The sequence below is a fragment of the Streptomyces sp. NPDC048290 genome (genome assembly GCF_040652095.1).
Lineage (GTDB): Bacteria > Actinomycetota > Actinomycetes > Streptomycetales > Streptomycetaceae > Streptomyces.
The window spans coordinates 240,281-256,911 of record NZ_JBEZLM010000012.1; the positions used below are offsets into that span (position 1 = coordinate 240,281).

The 16,631-nt window shown below is 71.1% G+C and carries 13 protein-coding genes; 1 reads left to right on the forward strand and 12 read right to left on the reverse strand.

Annotated elements, in window-relative coordinates; genetic code table 11:
- Window positions 1–92 precede the first annotated feature (92 nt).
- Window positions 93–1,217, forward strand: a complete 1,125-nt coding sequence (locus tag AB0D49_RS22500) for a M48 family metallopeptidase (RefSeq protein WP_362760049.1) — start codon at window positions 93–95, stop codon at window positions 1,215–1,217.
- A gap of 601 nt (window positions 1,218–1,818) precedes the next feature.
- Here AB0D49_RS22500 and AB0D49_RS22505 read toward each other — a convergent pair.
- The 12 genes from AB0D49_RS22505 to rfbC form a co-directional block, all read right to left on the reverse strand.
- Window positions 1,819–2,895, reverse strand: coding sequence for a hypothetical protein (locus tag AB0D49_RS22505; RefSeq protein WP_362760051.1), 1,077 nt, complete (start codon window positions 2,893–2,895; stop codon window positions 1,819–1,821).
- A 190-nt stretch (window positions 2,896–3,085) separates the two neighbouring features.
- The gene (locus AB0D49_RS22510) at window positions 3,086–3,643 is read right to left on the reverse strand and encodes a hypothetical protein (RefSeq protein ID WP_362760054.1); all 558 of its coding nucleotides are present in this window, start codon (window positions 3,641–3,643) and stop codon (window positions 3,086–3,088) included.
- A gap of 111 nt (window positions 3,644–3,754) precedes the next feature.
- Window positions 3,755–5,041: a glutamate-5-semialdehyde dehydrogenase gene (locus AB0D49_RS22515; protein ID WP_362760057.1), complete on the reverse strand. Its 1,287-nt coding sequence runs from the start codon at window positions 5,039–5,041 to the stop codon at window positions 3,755–3,757.
- A gap of 117 nt (window positions 5,042–5,158) precedes the next feature.
- Window positions 5,159–5,662: a hypothetical protein gene (locus AB0D49_RS22520; RefSeq protein WP_362760196.1), complete on the reverse strand. Its 504-nt coding sequence runs from the start codon at window positions 5,660–5,662 to the stop codon at window positions 5,159–5,161.
- Between the two features lie 188 nt (window positions 5,663–5,850).
- Window positions 5,851–6,966 carry a glutamate 5-kinase gene (proB, locus tag AB0D49_RS22525; protein WP_362760199.1) on the reverse strand — a complete coding sequence of 372 codons (1,116 nt, stop codon included), beginning with the start codon at window positions 6,964–6,966 and terminating at the stop codon, window positions 5,851–5,853.
- Window positions 6,967–7,427: 461 nt separating this feature from the next.
- The gene (locus AB0D49_RS22530; protein WP_362760060.1) at window positions 7,428–8,798 is read right to left on the reverse strand and encodes a glycosyltransferase; all 1,371 of its coding nucleotides are present in this window, start codon (window positions 8,796–8,798) and stop codon (window positions 7,428–7,430) included.
- Between the two features lie 168 nt (window positions 8,799–8,966).
- Window positions 8,967–11,003, reverse strand: coding sequence for a hypothetical protein (locus AB0D49_RS22535; protein WP_362760063.1), 2,037 nt, complete (start codon window positions 11,001–11,003; stop codon window positions 8,967–8,969).
- A 235-nt stretch (window positions 11,004–11,238) separates the two neighbouring features.
- Window positions 11,239–12,738 carry a bifunctional cytidylyltransferase/SDR family oxidoreductase gene (locus AB0D49_RS22540; protein WP_362760065.1) on the reverse strand — a complete coding sequence of 500 codons (1,500 nt, stop codon included), beginning with the start codon at window positions 12,736–12,738 and terminating at the stop codon, window positions 11,239–11,241.
- A gap of 862 nt (window positions 12,739–13,600) precedes the next feature.
- Window positions 13,601–15,037 carry a GTPase ObgE gene (obgE, locus tag AB0D49_RS22545; protein ID WP_362760068.1) on the reverse strand — a complete coding sequence of 479 codons (1,437 nt, stop codon included), beginning with the start codon at window positions 15,035–15,037 and terminating at the stop codon, window positions 13,601–13,603.
- Between the two features lie 151 nt (window positions 15,038–15,188).
- On the reverse strand, window positions 15,189–15,443 hold the full coding sequence (gene rpmA, locus AB0D49_RS22550) for a 50S ribosomal protein L27 (protein ID WP_362760071.1): 255 nt from the start codon (window positions 15,441–15,443) through the stop codon (window positions 15,189–15,191).
- A 14-nt stretch (window positions 15,444–15,457) separates the two neighbouring features.
- On the reverse strand, window positions 15,458–15,778 hold the full coding sequence (gene rplU / locus AB0D49_RS22555) for a 50S ribosomal protein L21 (RefSeq protein ID WP_133911667.1): 321 nt from the start codon (window positions 15,776–15,778) through the stop codon (window positions 15,458–15,460).
- Between the two features lie 233 nt (window positions 15,779–16,011).
- Window positions 16,012–16,605: a dTDP-4-dehydrorhamnose 3,5-epimerase gene (rfbC, locus tag AB0D49_RS22560; protein ID WP_362760074.1), complete on the reverse strand. Its 594-nt coding sequence runs from the start codon at window positions 16,603–16,605 to the stop codon at window positions 16,012–16,014.
- Window positions 16,606–16,631 lie beyond the last annotated feature (26 nt).

Sequence of the window (16,631 nt, forward strand, 5' to 3'; positions counted from 1 at the left end):
CTTCGCTGTAGTGCCCGTCCACGGTAACTCCGCCTAGGCTGGGCCCCGCTTCGGGGGCGCTCAGGGACAAACAGACGCACTTGGGGGATGACATGTCCGACGACGGCCACCAGACCAACGGGCACGAGAACGTGCCGAGCAGGCAGCGCACCCGCTTCGCGGGGATCTCCTCGCGGGCGTACGAGCATCCGGCGGACCGTTCGGCGCTGGTCGCGCTGCGCAAGCTCAGCGGTTTCGACACGGTGTTCAAGGCCCTCAGCGGCCTGCTGCCCGAACGCAGCCTGAGGCTGCTGTTCCTCTCCGACTCCGTACGGGTCTCCGAACGGCAGTTCGCCCATCTCAACGACATGCTGCGGGACGCCTGTTACATCCTGGACCTGGAGAAGGTCCCGCCGATGTACGTCAACCAGGACCCGCAGCCCAACGCGATGTGCATCGGCCTGGACGAACCAATCATCGTCGTCACCACGGGCCTGGTCGAACTCCTCGACGAGGAGGAGATGCGCGCGGTCATCGGCCACGAGGTGGGCCACGCCCTCTCCGGCCACGCGGTGTACCGCACGATCCTGCTGTTCCTCACCAACCTGGCGCTGCGGGTGGCGTGGATTCCGCTGGGCAATGTCGCGATCATGGCGATCGTGACGGCGCTGCGCGAGTGGTTCCGCAAGTCGGAGCTGTCCGCCGACCGGGCCGGGCTGCTGGTGGGTCAGGACCTCCAGGCGTCGATGCGCGGCCTGATGAAGATCGCCGGTGGCAACCATCTGCACGCGATGAACGTGGACGCGTTCCTGGAGCAGGCCGAGGAGTACGAGTCGGGTGGCGATCTGCGCGACTCGGTGCTGAAGATCCTCAATGTGCTGCCCCGCTCCCACCCCTTCACCACGGTCCGCGCGGCCGAGCTGAAGAAGTGGGCGGAGTCCCGCGACTACCAGCGGATCATGGACGGCCACTACCCGCGCCGCGACGAGGACAAGAACACCTCCGTCACGGACTCGTTCCGGGAGTCCGCGTCCAGCTACGCCAGCCAGGTGAAGGAGTCCAAGGACCCGCTGATGAAGCTGGTCAGCGATATCGCGGGCGGCGCCGGGGACCTGGGCGGCCGGGTGCGGCGCGGCTTCGGCGGCTTCACCGGCTCGGGCGGCCCCTCCTCCGCCCCGAAGGACACCCCGCCCAACGGCACGACCCGCACGGAGGACCCTCCGGGCGACGAGAGCTGAGAGCGCGGACGCCGGCCGGGTGACGCACGGGGGCCGCGGCTCCGCCGGGAGGGACCGGCGGGAGCCGTAGCCCGCGGCGGGAGGTGGACACCGGGCAGGTACGACGAGGACGGGGACCGGCCGGACGCGGAGCCGACGGGACCGGAGCCCCCGGCTCCGGCTCCGACCGGCAGGGTCGGTACGCGCCCTGACGGCCGTGAACCCGCGCCACCTCACGAAGACGCCAGGGTCGGTACGGACCCTGACGGCCCAGCGCTCGCGCCACCGCACGAGGACTCACCGCCGGGAACGCGCGACGCGCCCCGGCGGGGGGCATGGCCCGCCCCACGGAACGGAAGCGCCCGGGGCGGGCAGCCGCCAGACGGTGAGTCACCTGACCCTCTGGTCCCCGACCAGCAGTCACCGCACCTCATTCCGCAGGCCCCCGATCAGCAGTCACCCACCTCATCCCATAGATCCCCTACCGGTAGTCGCCTACCCCACCCCGCAGATCACCGACCAGCAGACACCCACCCGACCCCGCAAGTCCCCGACCAGCAGGCACCCCACCTCACCCCGCCGCTCACCGACCGGCAGACACCAACCGCACACCCACCCGGCGTCACACCTCCGGCTGGGTGTGCGGAGCCAGCGCGCCGCACAGGGCCGCCGTGCTGCCCGTGGCGTACGGGTCCGTGCCCGCCGGGGTGCCGGTCTTCGCGGTCTGGCCGGCCAGCAGCGGGCGCAGCAGGCTCGCCGCGTCCTCGGCGCAGGAGAGCGGCCCGGCCTGGGCGTGGGACGTCCGGAGCCGGGTCTGGTGCAGCCGCAGATCGTCACGGTCGAAGGTGAACTGAAGCTCGCGGCGGACGGTGAACAGCGACGCCTCGGCCTGGGTGCCGCCCCCGGTCGGGCGCAGCGCGTAGACGAAGATGTGGTCCGAGACCACCTCCAGCGTGGTGGAGTCGGTCTCGGTGGCCTGGAGGGTGCCCTGGACACGGATCTGCGGATCGGCGAGTTCGACCGTCTCCGGGTCGAAGCGGACCAGCCAACCGGTGGCCGCGTGGCGGCCATCGGCGGCGGGATGGTCGAAGCTCTCGTCGAACTGGTCGAGCTGGTCGGGGTCGAGCATCACCCGGACGGACCGCATCTCGCCGCCGGTGAGCACCTCGGGGTAGAGCGAGGAGCGGACGAGGTAGTCCTTGGCGGTGGTCAGGGCGGTGACGACCTGGCTGTCCGAGAAGTGCGAGGTGCTGCGGGCGGCCGGCAGTGGTATCCCCTCGGCGCCGATCCGGAACTGGGCGGCCGGGCTGGCGGCGAACAGCCGGTCGGGGTCGGTGGTGCCGGGCACCTCCTGGAGCGGGGCGAGCGGGACGATCGTCATCCGCAGCGGCTCGGTGGCCTCGGGCACGGTCGCGGTCCCGGTGTCGTAGGGGGTGCGGACGCCCATGTAGACGGCCGTGCCGAAGGCGACCGCGATCAGCAGGACGAGGATCAGGGCCTGCCGGGACAGTCCCCGGCGCATCGGGGGGCGGCGGCGCACGGCGGGGGCGTGGTCGCCCATCCGCTCCCGCGCGGAGAACTCCTGGAGCCGGGCAGCCCGGACGAACGACTCGTCGAACACCACGGATCGGTACTCGTCGTCCGCACCGCCGGGGGCGCCGTCGGGTGTCCCCTCAGGTGGGTCTCCAGGTCCGCCCATATCTTCAGAGTAGGTCTCCCGACGCCCCGGTAAACGCCCTGCTACACGACAACTTCTGACAGGTCCTCACCATGCAGGACCGCCCCCGGGACGGGTACGCGGATCACGCGGAGCGCGGGGCGGAGGGGAGGTACCGCCCGGGAACACCCGATGGGCGGCATCCGATGGGCGGTACCGATGGGCGTACCGATCAGGGTGTGCGGGGGACGGCGGAGACGGCCGGCCTGGAGTAGTCGGCGGAGGCCGACGGCGGCGCCGCGTGACCGCCCTGTTCGACGCCGGTGGTGGCCGGGGGCGGGGTGGGGTCCTGGCGGTTGGAGGAGGAGGCGCCCCGGTAGACCGCGGCGAACGCCAGGGCGACCATGCCGATGCCCATCACCAGGGCGAGCAGCCAGGCGACCGGGCGGTGCCAGCGGACCTGTTTGCCGTAACCCGACTGGCCGTAGTCGTCGTCCAGGGCGTCGGGGTCGTCGAGGTCGGGGTCGTGGCCGAGACCACGGCCGTAGAGGTCGTCGTAGTGGTCGCCTCTGGTGCGGGCGCGGCGGGCCGCGGCCTCGGACGCCTCCGCTCTCGCCTGTGCGGCGGCCAGGAGGCGTTCGACGGCGGTCGGCTCATGGACCGGGGCCGCCTTCACGAAGTCCTCGTCGAAGACCACGGCGGCGAACTCTTCGTCCGACAGTCCGCGGTCGTGGTCGTCGTCGGGCATCCAGCCGTCAGGGAACGGCGTGCCCCCCACGTCGTCCGGCACGCAATCCAGAGTAGACCTGGGGGGTCAATTTGGGCAGACGGTATGGAAATTCATCTGTCTGCCGAGACGGGGGCGGTGGCCCGGGTACGGGAGGGGGCGCGGGGCGCGTTCTCAGCGCCGTACGTGTCCGTCGCCCGTCACGATGTACTTGGTGCTGGTCAGTTCCGGCAGGCCCATCGGGCCCCGGGCGTGCAGTTTCTGGGTGGAGATGCCGATCTCCGCGCCGAAGCCGAACTGGCCGCCGTCGGTGAAGCGGGTGGAGGCGTTCACGGCGACCGTGGTGGAGTCGACCAACTGGGTGAACCGGCGGGCGGCCTGCTGGGAGGTGGTGACGATGGCCTCGGTGTGGCCGGACGTCCACAGCCGGATGTGTTCGACGGCCTTGTCGAGGGAGTCCACGACGGCGGCGGCGATGTCGTACGACAGGTACTCGGTCTCCCAGTCCTCGGCGGTGGCCTCGACGACCGTGGCGCGGGAGTCCTTGGCGTAGGCCAGGACCCGGTCGTCGGCGTGCACGGTGACCCCGGCGTCGGCGAGGGCGTCCAGGGCGCGCGGCAGGAACTCGGCGGCGATGTCCTGGTGGACGAGGAGGGTCTCGGCGGCGTTACAGACGCTGACCCGCTGGGCCTTGGAGTTGATCAGGATGTCGACGGCCATGTCGAGGTCGGCGTGGGCGTCGACGTAGACATGGCAGTTGCCGGTGCCGGTCTCGATCACCGGGACGGTGGACTCGGCGACGACCGTGCGGATGAGGGAGGCGCCGCCGCGCGGGATGAGGACGTCGACGAGGCCGCGGGCGCGCATCAGCTCGCGCACGCTCTCCCGGTTCTCGCCGGGCACCAGCTGGACGGCGTCGGCGGGCAGCCCGGCGCCGCCGACCGCGTCCCGGATCACCCGGACGAGGGCGGTGTTCGAGGCGTAGGCGGAGGCGGAGCCGCGCAGCAGGGCGGCGTTGCCCGACTTCAAGCAGAGGGCGGCGGCGTCCACGGTGACATTGGGGCGGGCCTCGTAGATGATCCCGACGACGCCGAGCGGGACCCGGACCTGGCGCAGGTCGATGCCGTTGGGGAGGGTCGAGCCGCGGACGACCTCGCCGACCGGGTCGGGCAGCGCGACGACGTCCCGTACGTCGGCGGCGATGGCGCGGACCCGCTCCGGGGTGAGGGTCAGCCGGTCGATGATCGCCTCGCTTGTCCCGGCCTCCCGGGCCTTGGCGATGTCCTCGGCGTTGGCCTCGACGATCTCCGCGGTACGGACCTCCAGGGCGTCCGCGATGGCGAGCAGCGCGTCGTCCTTCGCGGCCCGGGGCAGCGGGGCGAGGTCGGCGGCGGCGGCCTTCGCCCGGTAGGCGGCCTGGGTGACCGGGGACATGGAGTCGTACGGCGAGAGCGTGGTCATGGGGGAAGGGTAGTGCGCCCGCCGGACCGTTTCGCCGTGTGTTCCGAACGGCGAGACATCGGGGGACGGACCCGTACGACCCCTCACTGAGGGTGAGCGCCACATACACCCATGGCTCTAGAAGGGGTGTACGCCCACCGGGGAGGCCGGTGGGGGGCCGTAGCCCTCCGCGATCCGCTGGTGGTACGTCCCCCGGTCGATGACCTCCAGGCCCACGATCTCCCAGGGCGGGAGGCCCGCCGTCTGCCGGTGCTCGCCCCACAGCCGCAGGGCGACCGCCGCCGCGTCGTGCAGATCGCGGGCCTCCTCCCAGTACCGGATCTCGGCATGGTCGACGGCGTAGCGGCTGGTCAGCAGGAAGGGGTGGTCGTGGGCGAGCTGTTGGAGGGCGCGGCGGACCTCTTTCAGCGGGGCCGCCTCGCCGGAGACGCTGAGGGTGACATGCCACAGCCGGGGCGCGTCGGCGGTCCGCTCGCCCTCGTGGTCGCCGTCGGGCTGGTAGCACTCGCCCGCGGCGACGCTGGTCAGGGCGCGTTCCTCGGTGGCGGGGCGGGAGGTGCCCGCGGGGCGGGCGGTCGGCCCGGTGGCGCCGGCGCGGTACGCCGTCGGCCCAGGACGCACTCGTCTCACGGCGGCCTCCTCAGTGCTTCGGTCTGTCGTCCCGTTCCCGGTCCCGTTCCCGCTCCCCAGCGCCACGGCCGCACGGCTTACGCGGTGCTCTTGCGAATGTGTCGCTGAGTCAAAGTTGAGCAGGCTGCAAGGCTCCATGGGGCCGTTTTACGGAACGTCCCCCACCGGTGGTGGACGAATCAGCTCTTTTGCGGATGCAGGATCACGAGGTCGTCCCTGTGTACGACCTCGCGTTCGTACGCGGGCCCCAGCTCGCGGGCCAGTTCACGGGTGGAGTGGCCGATGAGCCGGGGGATCTCCTTGGCGTCGAAATTGACCAGGCCACGGGCGACGGCGTGGCCGCCGGTGTCCCGGAGTTCGACGGGGTCGCCCGCGCTGAAGTCGCCCTCGACGGCGGAGATCCCGGCGGGCAGCAGCGACGTACGGCGTTCGACGACCGCCCGGACCGCGCCGTCGTCCAGGATCAGCGCGCCCTGGGGGGTGGAGGCGTGCTGGAGCCAGAGCAGTCGGTCGGCGGAGCGTTTGCCGGTGGGACGGAAGTACGTTCCCGTGTCGTGTCCGGCGAGTGCGTCGGCGGCGTGGATCGCGCTGGTCAGCACGACCGGGACGCCCGCTCCGGTGGCGATCCCGGCGGCATCGATCTTGGTGACCATGCCGCCGGTGCCGACGCCCGCCTTGCCCGTGCTGCCGATCTCGACATGGGCCAGGTCCTGGGGGCCGGTCACCTCGGCGATCCGGGTGGTGCCGGGCCTGCTGGGGTCGCCGTCGTAGACACCGTCGACGTCGGAGAGCAGGACCAGCAGATCGGCGCGGACCAGATGGGCGACGAGGGCGGCGAGCCGGTCGTTGTCGCCGAAGCGGATCTCGTCGGTGGCGACGGTGTCGTTCTCGTTGACGATCGGGAAGGCGCCCATCGCGAGCAGCTTGTCCAGGGTGCGGGAGGCGTTGCGGTGGTGGGCGCGGCGGCTCATGTCGTCGGAGGTGAGCAGCACCTGGCCGACCCGGACGCCGTAGCGGGCGAAGGAGGCGGTGTAGCGGGCGACCAGCAGGCCCTGTCCGACGCTGGCGGCGGCCTGCTGCCGGGCCAGGTCCCGGGGGCGGCGGCGCAGACCGAGGGGGGCGAGTCCGGCGGCGATGGCGCCGGAGGAGACCAGGACGATCTCCCGCTCGCCCTGGCCGCGGACCTTCGCGAGGACGTCCACCAGGGCGTCGACGCGGTCGGCGTCGAGTCCGCCCGCCGCGGTGGTCAGCGAGGAGGAACCCACCTTGACGACGATCCTGCGGGCCTCGCGCACGGCCTGCCTTGCCCCAGCCACGTTGGTGTTCGCCTCTCGCGTCGCTCCCGCTGCCTCGCCGGGCAATCTACGCGACGGGGATCGTGCACCGCGCACCGATTTCACTGGGCGGACGGGCGGGGGGAGGGTGTGGAGGGCGGGGTGGAGGGCGGCCGGGGGGACGGCGAGCGGGGCGGGGCGGTGGGCGGGGCGGTGGGCGGGTCGGTCGGCGGGGCGGCCGACAGTCCGGCGGACGACGCCGCTCGGTGATCCGGCGCGCGGTGCGGGGGACGGCTCGGCGTACGGTCCGAGGGACGGCTCGGCGTACGGTCCGGGCGTCGGCCCGGCGGACACTCCGGCCGACGCCCCCGCCGACCGCCCGGCCGACACCCCAGCCGACAACCCGGCGCACTCATCACCCGACCCCCAGGTCGACCCCCCGCCGGACACATCCCCGACGCCCCGGTACGACACGACCCCCCTCACGACTCCCCCAGCACTCGCCCCGAGCCCGACCCTGATCCCGACCCCGACCTCAAGCCCGAACCCGAGCCCGAGCCCGACCCTGACCCCGACTCCGGCCCCGAGCCCGAGCCCGACCCTGACCCCGACTCCGGCCCCGAGCCCGACCCCGAGCCCGATCCCGACCCCCGCGCCACCACCCGCCCGTCGCGGAACGTCACCATCCGTCGGGCCCGCCGTCCCACCGCCTGGGCCAGCGACTCCACCCGGCTCTCCCGATACCCCGGCACCCGGCGGGCCTCGCCCGCAGCCGCCCGGTAGACGGCGTCCGGGATGCCCGCCGCCGCCTCGCGGAAGTGCGGGTAGGGGACGTAGACCCGGCTGCCCCGGCGCTCCAGCAGCGGCGCCGGGTTCTTCCTCGTGTGGACGAACTCCACGACGTCCGCCAGCAGATCGGCGCGCTGCTCGGCGACCAGGTGCAGCCGCAGCCGTTCGTGGACCCGCAGCCGCCGGGCCACGCCCTCGGTCCAGTGGGCGTCCATCAGCGGCTTGGCCAGCTCCAGCTTGTGGCGGCGTACCTCGGCGCTGTCCTTGAGGTACTTGGGGCCGAACTGGGGCAGCAGCGTGATCAGGAAGGGCCGCAGCATCAAGGTGTCGCGGTCCTCGCCGGGCGGCAACATGCGGGCGATCAGGTCCATCAGGGCGCGGGCCGAGTCGAAGCGCGGGACATGGCCGCCGGTCCGGGTGACGTGCTTGCCGTCGCTGCGGCCGACCAGGTAGTAGCAGGTGTGGTCGGCGAGGACGGAGACACCGTCGGCGCGCAGATACGCCTCCATCGTGAACAGCGCGTCCTCGCCGGTCCACAGGGACTCGTCGAACCGTATGCCGTGCCGGGTGAGCAGGGCCCGCCGGAACAGTTTCTGGGCGCTGAGGGTGTATTTGATGTTGGAGGAGAAGACGTCGGTCCGGTCGAGGTTCTGGTGCCACATCGAGCGGGGCGCCTTGCGGTTCACGCCCTCGACCCGGCCGAGTACGACGTCCGTGCCGGCGCGGTCGGCCAGGGCGACCAGGCGTTCCAGGGCCTCGGGGCCGAGCCGGTCGTCGGCGTCGAGGAAGAAGACGTACCGCCCGGTCGCCCGGTCAAGGCCGGTGTTGCGCGGGGCGCTGGGGCCGCCCGAGTTGGCCTGTCGGATCACGGTCACCGCCAGGGGCGCCCGCGCGGCGAACTCCTCGAGGCACTCCCCCGTGCCGTCGGTCGAGCCGTCGTCCACGGCGATCACCTCGACCCGGCCCGGCCCGAGGGTCTGCGCCTCGACGGACGCCAGGCAGTCGACCAGATACGGCATCGCCTCGTACGCCCCGATGATCACGCTCACATCAGGCTGCGGCACGTGTTCCCCTCGCTGTCTTCTCGTTCGCTCCCTCGAAGACGACTCAGGAGGTGCCGGGGTTCATCCGGAGGGGTGAACCCGGTGGATCGGGGGCGGACGTACGGCCCGGCCCCGGGGAGCGGATCGGCGCCCCGGGGGCCGGTCGTACGGCTTCGGCCGTGGTGGCGCTCAGCCGGTCAGTTCGGTCGCCGCCGCCCGGGTCTGCTGGCCGCGGTTGCGGATGTCGGCCTTCGCGGCGAGGTGGGTGACCGCGGTGTTGAACTGGACGATCGAGGGCGGTTCGGCCGGGCCCAGCAGATAGCGCTTCAGCTCGGTGCGCTCGGCCGCCAGCGGGTCGGTCGACGGGTCGTGCACCGCGGCCAGCAGCCCGTCCAGCCCGTCCGCCGCGTTGGTGAGGATCACGGCGGCCCGTACGGCGGTGTTCTGCCGCCGGAACTCTTCCGTGCCCAGTTCGGCGGAGTCCGTCACCGCGTACGGCTTGCCGCTGGCGATGAAGTCGGAGACCACCGAGGAGATGTCGGAGACCATCGCGTCGGAGACGTTGAAGCAGTCGTACAGGCGGGGCTCGGGGCCCGTGATCACCTGGTGCTGCCAGCTGGGGAAGGTGTTCCAGTAGGTCTCGTTCCACGCGGTGCGCAGCGCGGCGATCTCCTCGAACTTCGCCACGTCGGCCACGCCGTCGCGGGTGGTCTCGGCCTCGTCGCCGCCCTCGGTGTCGGCGGACAGATCGCCGAGCCGTCCCTCGATCCGGGCCAGCTCGGCGCGGGCGGCCGTCTCGGCGGCCGGGTCGGCGGTGAACGCGGCAGCGGCGGCGCGCTCCTCGGCGGCCTCGCCGACCAGGGCGGTGATGCGCTGGTGGGCGGCCTTGGCGGCGGTGCTGCGGGTGCCGGTGAAGGGGTGCGGCTTGTAGAGGACGCGGACCGGGGGGTCGGCGGTGATCAGTGTGCGGACGATGTTCTCGCCGGCCAGCAGGAGGGAGGTGTTGCCGGGGTTGTCGTCCCAGCCCTCCCAGGTCGGCGCGTACAGCACGGTCGGTATCCGGTCCTCGGGGACGCCCTGCCAGAGCTGGATCGGGGCGAGCTGGGGGCGGCCGACCTCGGCGATGTCGTCGTCGCGGACACCGACGTCGGCGAGGGCGTAGCGGTCGCGGCCCGCGCGTCCGGCGGTCCACACCTCGTCGTACACCTTGCTGAACGGGTTGACGCTGGCCAGTTTGTCGCTGTCGCCGTGGCCGATGAAGACATGCTTCATGGTGGGGACGCGGAGCAGGTGGATGTTCTTGCCGACATTGGCCGCGTAGAGCGCGACCTGCACGGTGGAGAGGTCCATGTTCATCAGATGCACACCGCCGGGGACGCAGACGACCGGGACGGTGGTGGGCGCCATCCGCTCCAGGATGGCCCGCTCACGCAGGATGATCAGCGGCTTGGAGTCCAGTTGCGCCATGGTCTCCAGCCACATGTCGACCTGGTACGCCGACTCCTTGGAGCCGGAGAAGTACAGGACCGTCTCGGGCCGGTAGCCGCGCAGCCAGTCGTCGACGGCGGCGAGCACCTTCTCGGCGCGCGGCGGTATGCGCCGCCCGCGGACATAGGGGGCGAGGGCGAGGACGTACGCGCAGCCGAGGGCGAGGGTGACGGCGATGCCGGTGAATCCGGCGACGGGCGCGTCCAGTTGGGCGGAGAGCAGTATTCCGGCGACGGCCGCGAGGTCGAGGTGGAGCATCTTCTCGGCGGAGCGGTCCAGCAGCCGGCGCGGCGGGGCGTCGGGGATGCGGATACGGGAGGCGAGGTCGACATTGCGGGTGGCGACCGGCAGCCGGCGGCGGTTGCGGATCAGGGTGACCAGGGCGCCGTGCGGGGCCTGGAGGCCGTAGAAGGCGATGAAGCCGGCGACCGCGCCGAAGAACATGAGGTTGTCCGAGAGGGACAGCCGGGCCAGGAGCAGGACCAGCAGCAGTTCCCGGATGAGGAAGCGGATCGACAGGCCCGCGCGCACCTTGCTCAGGCGGCTGACCAGATAGCTGCCTTTGCGGTGCAAATAGTGGTCCGCGAAGTAGGTCACGGCCGCCGCGACGGCGAACGCGGGAACACTCGGTACGAGCGCGGCCAGCATGAGTGCCGGAAAGCCCAGCATCATCAGCGCCGCCGCGGCCAGTTCGGCGGCGCTGCCCACGCGGGCGACGCGAATAGCGGTGGTTATCACGGAAAACCTGCTCTGAGAGAGGTGCCCTCGGTGACGATCCGCGGGCTTCGGCTAGGCCCGTAAAATTCCTGAAAACTCTCTGAGAACTCTCTGAGAACAAGGAGCGCTGGAGTTCTGGAAATTTACGGGGAATTTACAGCTTCAGGCCCCTGTGAATACTCGGCGAACCGGAACCCACAAGGGCCTGAATGACAGAAGGCCAGGAGATGTCGATTATGCCACGCCACCGGCGTGATCAGGCCACGCCCTCCTGGCGGTCGAGAACCCCCGCCAGCGCCTGCTCGAAGCCGGACGCCTGGCCGGCAGCGGCCGTGGGGTCCTGCTGGCGGACGTCGATCACATGCCCGGTCAGCTCGGAGAGCAGCACGTCGAGGGAGGTGCGGGCGACGGTCTCGGAGGAGAGCAGGCTGCCCGCGGGTTCCTGGCCGAACGCCCGGGTGCGCATCGGGGTCGCCGTGCGTTCCGGGTTGACGCAGTTGACGCGGATGCCGTCGGCGGCCCATTCGTCGGACAGCGCCTGGGTGAGGTTGACCATGGCGGCCTTGGTGGACGAGTAGAGGCTGTACTCGGCGCGGCCGCGGGTGTAGCTGCTGGAGGTGTAGAGCAGCAGTTGGCCCTGGGTCTCGGCCAGGTACTTGTAGGCGGAGCGGGCGATCTGGACCGGCGCGAGGTAGTTGACCTTGAGCGCCTCCAGGATGGTGGCGTTGTCGGTCTCGGCGAGCTTGCCGATGCGCAGTACGCCCGCGGTGTTCACCACGTAGTCGATCCGGCCGGTCTCCGCGTACGCCTTGGAGAGGGCGTCGTCGACCTCCTCCGGGTTCTCCACATGGGTGCCGGTGGTGGAGCGGCCCAGCGCGTAGACCGTGGCGCCGTAGGACTCGGCGAGTGCGCCGATGTCCTTGCCGATGCCGTAGGAACCGCCGAAGACGACCAGGGTCTTGCCCGCCAGCCGTTCGCGGTGGGTGTCCTCGCCGCTGTGCTCGGGCGCGGCGGTGGAGGCGAGCTGGAACAGCTTGTCGGCGATGAAGACATCGACGGGCTGAGTGACCTTCATGTTGTACTCGTCGCCCATGACCACGTGGATGGGGACGTCGGGGAGGTACCTCAGGACGACCGTGCAGTCGTCCGTGGCCTGGAAGTTGGGGTCGCCCGCCGCCACCTCGTAGGCCCGCCGGATGGTGGACAGCTTGAACGCCTGCGGGGTCTGGCCGCGGCGCAGCCGGGAGCGGTCCGGGATCTCCGTGATGAACTCGCCGTCCTCGCCGTGGGTGCGGGTGACGATGATGGTGTCCGCGGAGGGGATGGCCACGTCGACGGCCTGATAGCGCTCCAGCGCGGTCACACAGTCGTCGATCACCCGGCGGGAGAGCAGCGGGCGTACGGCGTCGTGGAACAGGACGTTCGGGTCCTCGCCGTCGGCCAGGCCCTCGTGCAGGGCGGCGATGGCGCGTTCGGTCGTCTCGTTGCGGGTGGCGCCGCCCTCGATGATCCGGGAGACCTTCCGGAAGCCCGCGCGGGCGACGATCTTCTCCACGTCGGGCACATATCCGGGCGCCATCAGCACGATGACGTCGTCTATGGAGTCGGCTTTCTCGAAGGTGGTCAGGGTGTGTTCGATGACTGCCTTCCCGGCGATCTTCAGCAGCTGCTTCGGAATCGACAGGCCCACCCGCTGACCTGTGCCGCCGGCCAGGATCACTGCGGTGGTGCGGGGTTTGGCAATGGGTTGTGACACAGGTGACCTACCTTGAGGCGACGGGGGGCTTGCAAATGCTCCCACTTGTGGTTACCGCGGTGCAAGGTGAACGACGCTCGCCGCATATACGTACGCAACCTCTTATTCACCTTTAGACGCTGGTGATGGGCGAAAAGTTGCCCTCGCGGCGCGATCAACTCTGGGAATTGCTGTGAGTAACTCCACAGGCCAGAGGGTTACGGTGGGTGACATCTGGCTGGTGGGTGGGGGCTCTGTGCGGGCTGAGCGGCTTTGGCGTGCGGGTTCCGGTCGGCGATGCGTGTTCCCTGCGGGTGGGGCGGGGAGGGTGTTGGTCTTTGCGGAATTGCTATGGCGTACGGGGGTGGGGTACCGGAGCGGGAGGGCTGCGGGGGTCCTTCTTCATGGTGAATGGACGGTAAACGGGTGGGCTGAGAGGAGTCTGAGAGTGGGCTGGGACGCGGGTAAAGACGGGAGGTCCGGGGGGGCGGGGGGGGTCGAGTGTGGGTGCGGGTCGGTGGGGGCTGGTCGCGCAGTTCCTCCCCCAGAGGGGGTACCCCCAGCGCCCCTAAAAGCCTGTGCCCTGCCCGGCGTCCAGTAGCGGCGCGTCCCTGAGAAAGCCCCTGCGGCCAGTGGAGCCGCGACCCTCAGAAACCCCCGCGGCCAGTAGAGCCGCAGCCCTGGGAAGGTCCCGCCGCCACTGGAGCCGCGACCCTCAGAAAGGCCCCGGCGGTCGTATGAGCCGCGTCTCTGAGGGGTGGGGGCGGGTGGGCCTCGGGGGTGAAGGGCGTGGGACCGTTCGGGGTTGGCGACGACGAGGGGCGCCAGGGAATCCCCTGGCGCCCCCGAAGGTGTCGAAGCAGAGCCCCGCTCTCCTGATCGGTCAGAACGGCTCGAAGCCCTCGAACTCCTGGTCCGCCTCGTCCCGTTCCGCCTGGCGCTCCCGGCGGCGCTGCACCGCCGGGCGCAGGGCCTCCATGCGGTGGTCCTCGCCCCGGCGGCCCAGCATCTCCGCGCCGGCCATGACGGTCGGCTCCCAGTCGAAGACGACCGCGTTCTCCTCGGGCCCGATCGCCACGCCGTCGCCCGAGCGGGCACCGGCCTTCATCAGCTGCTCCTCGACACCGAGGCGGCCCAGCCGGTCGGCGAGATAGCCGACGGCCTCGTCGTTGTTGAAGTCGGTCTGCCGCACCCAGCGCTCGGGCTTCTCGCCGCGCACCCGGTACAGTCCGTCGTCCTCACGGGTCACCGTGAACCCGCTGTCGTCCACGGCCTGGGGACGGATGACGATCCTGGTCGCCTCCTCCTTCGGCTTCGCCGCCCGCGCCGCGCCGACCAGCTCGGCCAGCGCGTACGACAGCTCCTTCAGCCCCCTGTGGGCCACCGCGGACACCTCGAAGACGCGGTAGCCGCGGGCCTCCAGTTCGGGGCGGACCATCTCGGCGAGGTCCTTGCCGTCGGGGACGTCGATCTTGTTGAGGACGACCAGCCGGGGCCGGTCGCCGAGCCCGCCGTACTGCCGCAGCTCCTCCTCGATGACATCGAGGTCGGAGGTCGGGTCGCGGTCGGACTCCAGCGTCGCGGTGTCCAGGACGTGCACCAGCACACTGCACCGCTCGACATGGCGCAGGAACTCAAGGCCCAGCCCCTTGCCCTGGCTGGCGCCCGGGATCAGCCCGGGGACGTCGGCGATGGTGTAGACGGTGGACCCGGCGGTCACCACGCCCAGATTCGGCACCAGCGTGGTGAAGGGGTAGTCGGCGATCTTCGGCTTGGCCGCGCTCAGCACCGAGATCAGCGAGGACTTCCCGGCGCTCGGGTAGCCGACCAGCGCCACATCGGCGACGGTCTTCAGCTCCAGCACCACGTCCTGGAGATCACCGGGCACCCCGAGCAGCGCGAAACCGGGCGCCTTGCGGCGGGCCGAGGCCAGCGCCGCGTTGCCGAGCCCGCCCCGGCCGCCCTGCGCGGCCACGTACGACGTGCCGTGGCCGACCAGGTCGGCGAGGACATTGCCGGCCTTGTCGAGCACGACCGTGCCGTCCGGGACCGGCAGCACCAGGTCCTGGCCGTCCTTGCCGGAGCGGTTGCCGCCCTCGCCGGGCTTGCCGTTGGTGGCCTTGCGGTGCGGGGAGTGGTGGTAGTCGAGCAGCGTGGTGACGGACTGGTCGACGGTGAGGATCACATCGCCGCCACGGCCGCCGTTGCCGCCGTCCGGGCCGCCGAGCGGCTTGAACTTCTCCCGGTGCACGGAGGCACAGCCGTGGCCTCCGTTACCCGCGGCGACATGCAGTTCGACGCGGTCCACGAAGGTGGTCATGGTGGGTGCCTCCAGAAACGTACGGGATATCTAGATATCTGTGGATGCCTCGTGGATACGGAGTATCCACAGACGTCTACAGGTCAACACACGAAAGGCGGACCCGCCTTCCCGACCGGGAAGTGAGGTCCGCCTCGCGCAGAGCTTCCGGTCAGCCGACCGGAACGATGTTCACGACCTTGCGGCCACGGTGGGTGCCGAACTCGACGGCACCGGCCTGGAGGGCGAACAGCGTGTCGTCGCCGCCGCGGCCGACGCCGGAGCCGGGGTGGAAGTGCGTGCCGCGCTGGCGGACCAGGATCTCACCCGCGTTGACGACCTGACCGCCGAAGCGCTTCACGCCGAGCCGCTGGGCATTGGAGTCGCGACCGTTCCGGGTGGACGATGCGCCCTTCTTGTGTGCCATGTCTCCTCAGTCCCTTACTTCGCAGCCGCGGGGATCGCGGTGACCTTGATCGCCGTGTACTGCTGGCGGTGGCCCTGGCGACGGCGGTAGCCGGTCTTGTTCTTGTAGCGCAGAATGTCGATCTTCTGGCCCTTGTGGTGGTCCACGACCTCGGCCTGGACCTTGATGCCCGCCAGCACCCACGGGTCGCTGGTCACGGCGTCGCCGTCGACGACGAGCAGAGTGGAGAGCTCTACCGTGTCGCCCACCTGGGCGGTGGAAATCTTGTCAACCTCGACGATGTCACCGACAGCAACCTTGTGCTGGCGGCCACCGCTGCGCACGATGGCGTACACGCGGATCTCACTCTCTCGCTCAGGAACGGCACCCCCGCAGTCCAGCCACCCGGAACACGGGCGGCCTCTCCAGCGCACCGGACAACACCGGCTCCCGGAGGAAGAGGTTTACGGGGATGTGGCGCGTCCATATCCAGGGACACACCGACGGTCAAGGTTACGGGGCCTGCCCCGAAGGGGTCAAACCGAACCGGGGTCACACCGAGCCGGGGCCGAGCCGGGGCCGGGCCGGGTCAGGAGCCCAGGCTCGCGCGGTACGCCACGCACTCCTCGTAGGACGGCAGCAGCCCCTGCTCACGGGCCTGGGCCAGGGTCGGCGCCTGCTCGTCCTTGGCGGACAGCAGGGGCGCCAGGTCCGTGGGCCACTCGATGCCGAGGGCCGGGTCCAGCGGGTGGATGCCGTGCTCCCGCTCGGGCGCGTAGCCCTCGGAGCACAGGTACACGACGGTGGCGTCGTCGCTGAGCGCCATGAAGCCATGGCCGAGGCCCTCGGAGAGGTAGACGGCGTGATGGTCCCGGTCGTCCAGCCGTACCGCCTCCCACTGGCCGAAGGTGGGCGAGCCGGTCCGGATGTCCACGATCACATCGAGCACCGCGCCACGGACGCACTTGACGTACTTGGCCTGGCCGGGCGGCACGTCCGCGAAGTGGATGCCGCGCAGGGTGCCCCGGCTGGAGACGGACATGTTGGCCTGGGCGAGGCCGAGCGGGTGTCCGGCGGCCTCGGTGAAGAGCGGCGCCTTGAACCACTCGTGGAAGCTGCCCCGGCCGTCGGGGAACACCTTGGGCTCGTGCACCCAGGAGCCGGAGAGGGAGAGGGGTCGCATCGCGGGGTCCTCGGATCGGGAGAGAC

Bases quoted from the DNA above. Each gene is read 5' to 3' on its own strand.
- rpmA (WP_362760071.1), bottom strand. From the start codon at position 15,443: ATGGCACACAAGAAGGGCGCATCGTCCACCCGGAACGGTCGCGACTCC.
- AB0D49_RS22505 (WP_362760051.1), bottom strand. From the start codon at position 2,895: ATGGGCGGACCTGGAGACCCACCTGAGGGGACACCCGACGGCGCCCCC.
- obgE (WP_362760068.1), bottom strand. From the start codon at position 15,037: ATGACCACCTTCGTGGACCGCGTCGAACTGCATGTCGCCGCGGGTAAC.
- rfbC (WP_362760074.1), bottom strand. From the start codon at position 16,605: ATGCGACCCCTCTCCCTCTCCGGCTCCTGGGTGCACGAGCCCAAGGTG.
- AB0D49_RS22500 (WP_362760049.1), top strand. From the start codon at position 93: ATGTCCGACGACGGCCACCAGACCAACGGGCACGAGAACGTGCCGAGC.
- AB0D49_RS22515 (WP_362760057.1), bottom strand. From the start codon at position 5,041: ATGACCACGCTCTCGCCGTACGACTCCATGTCCCCGGTCACCCAGGCC.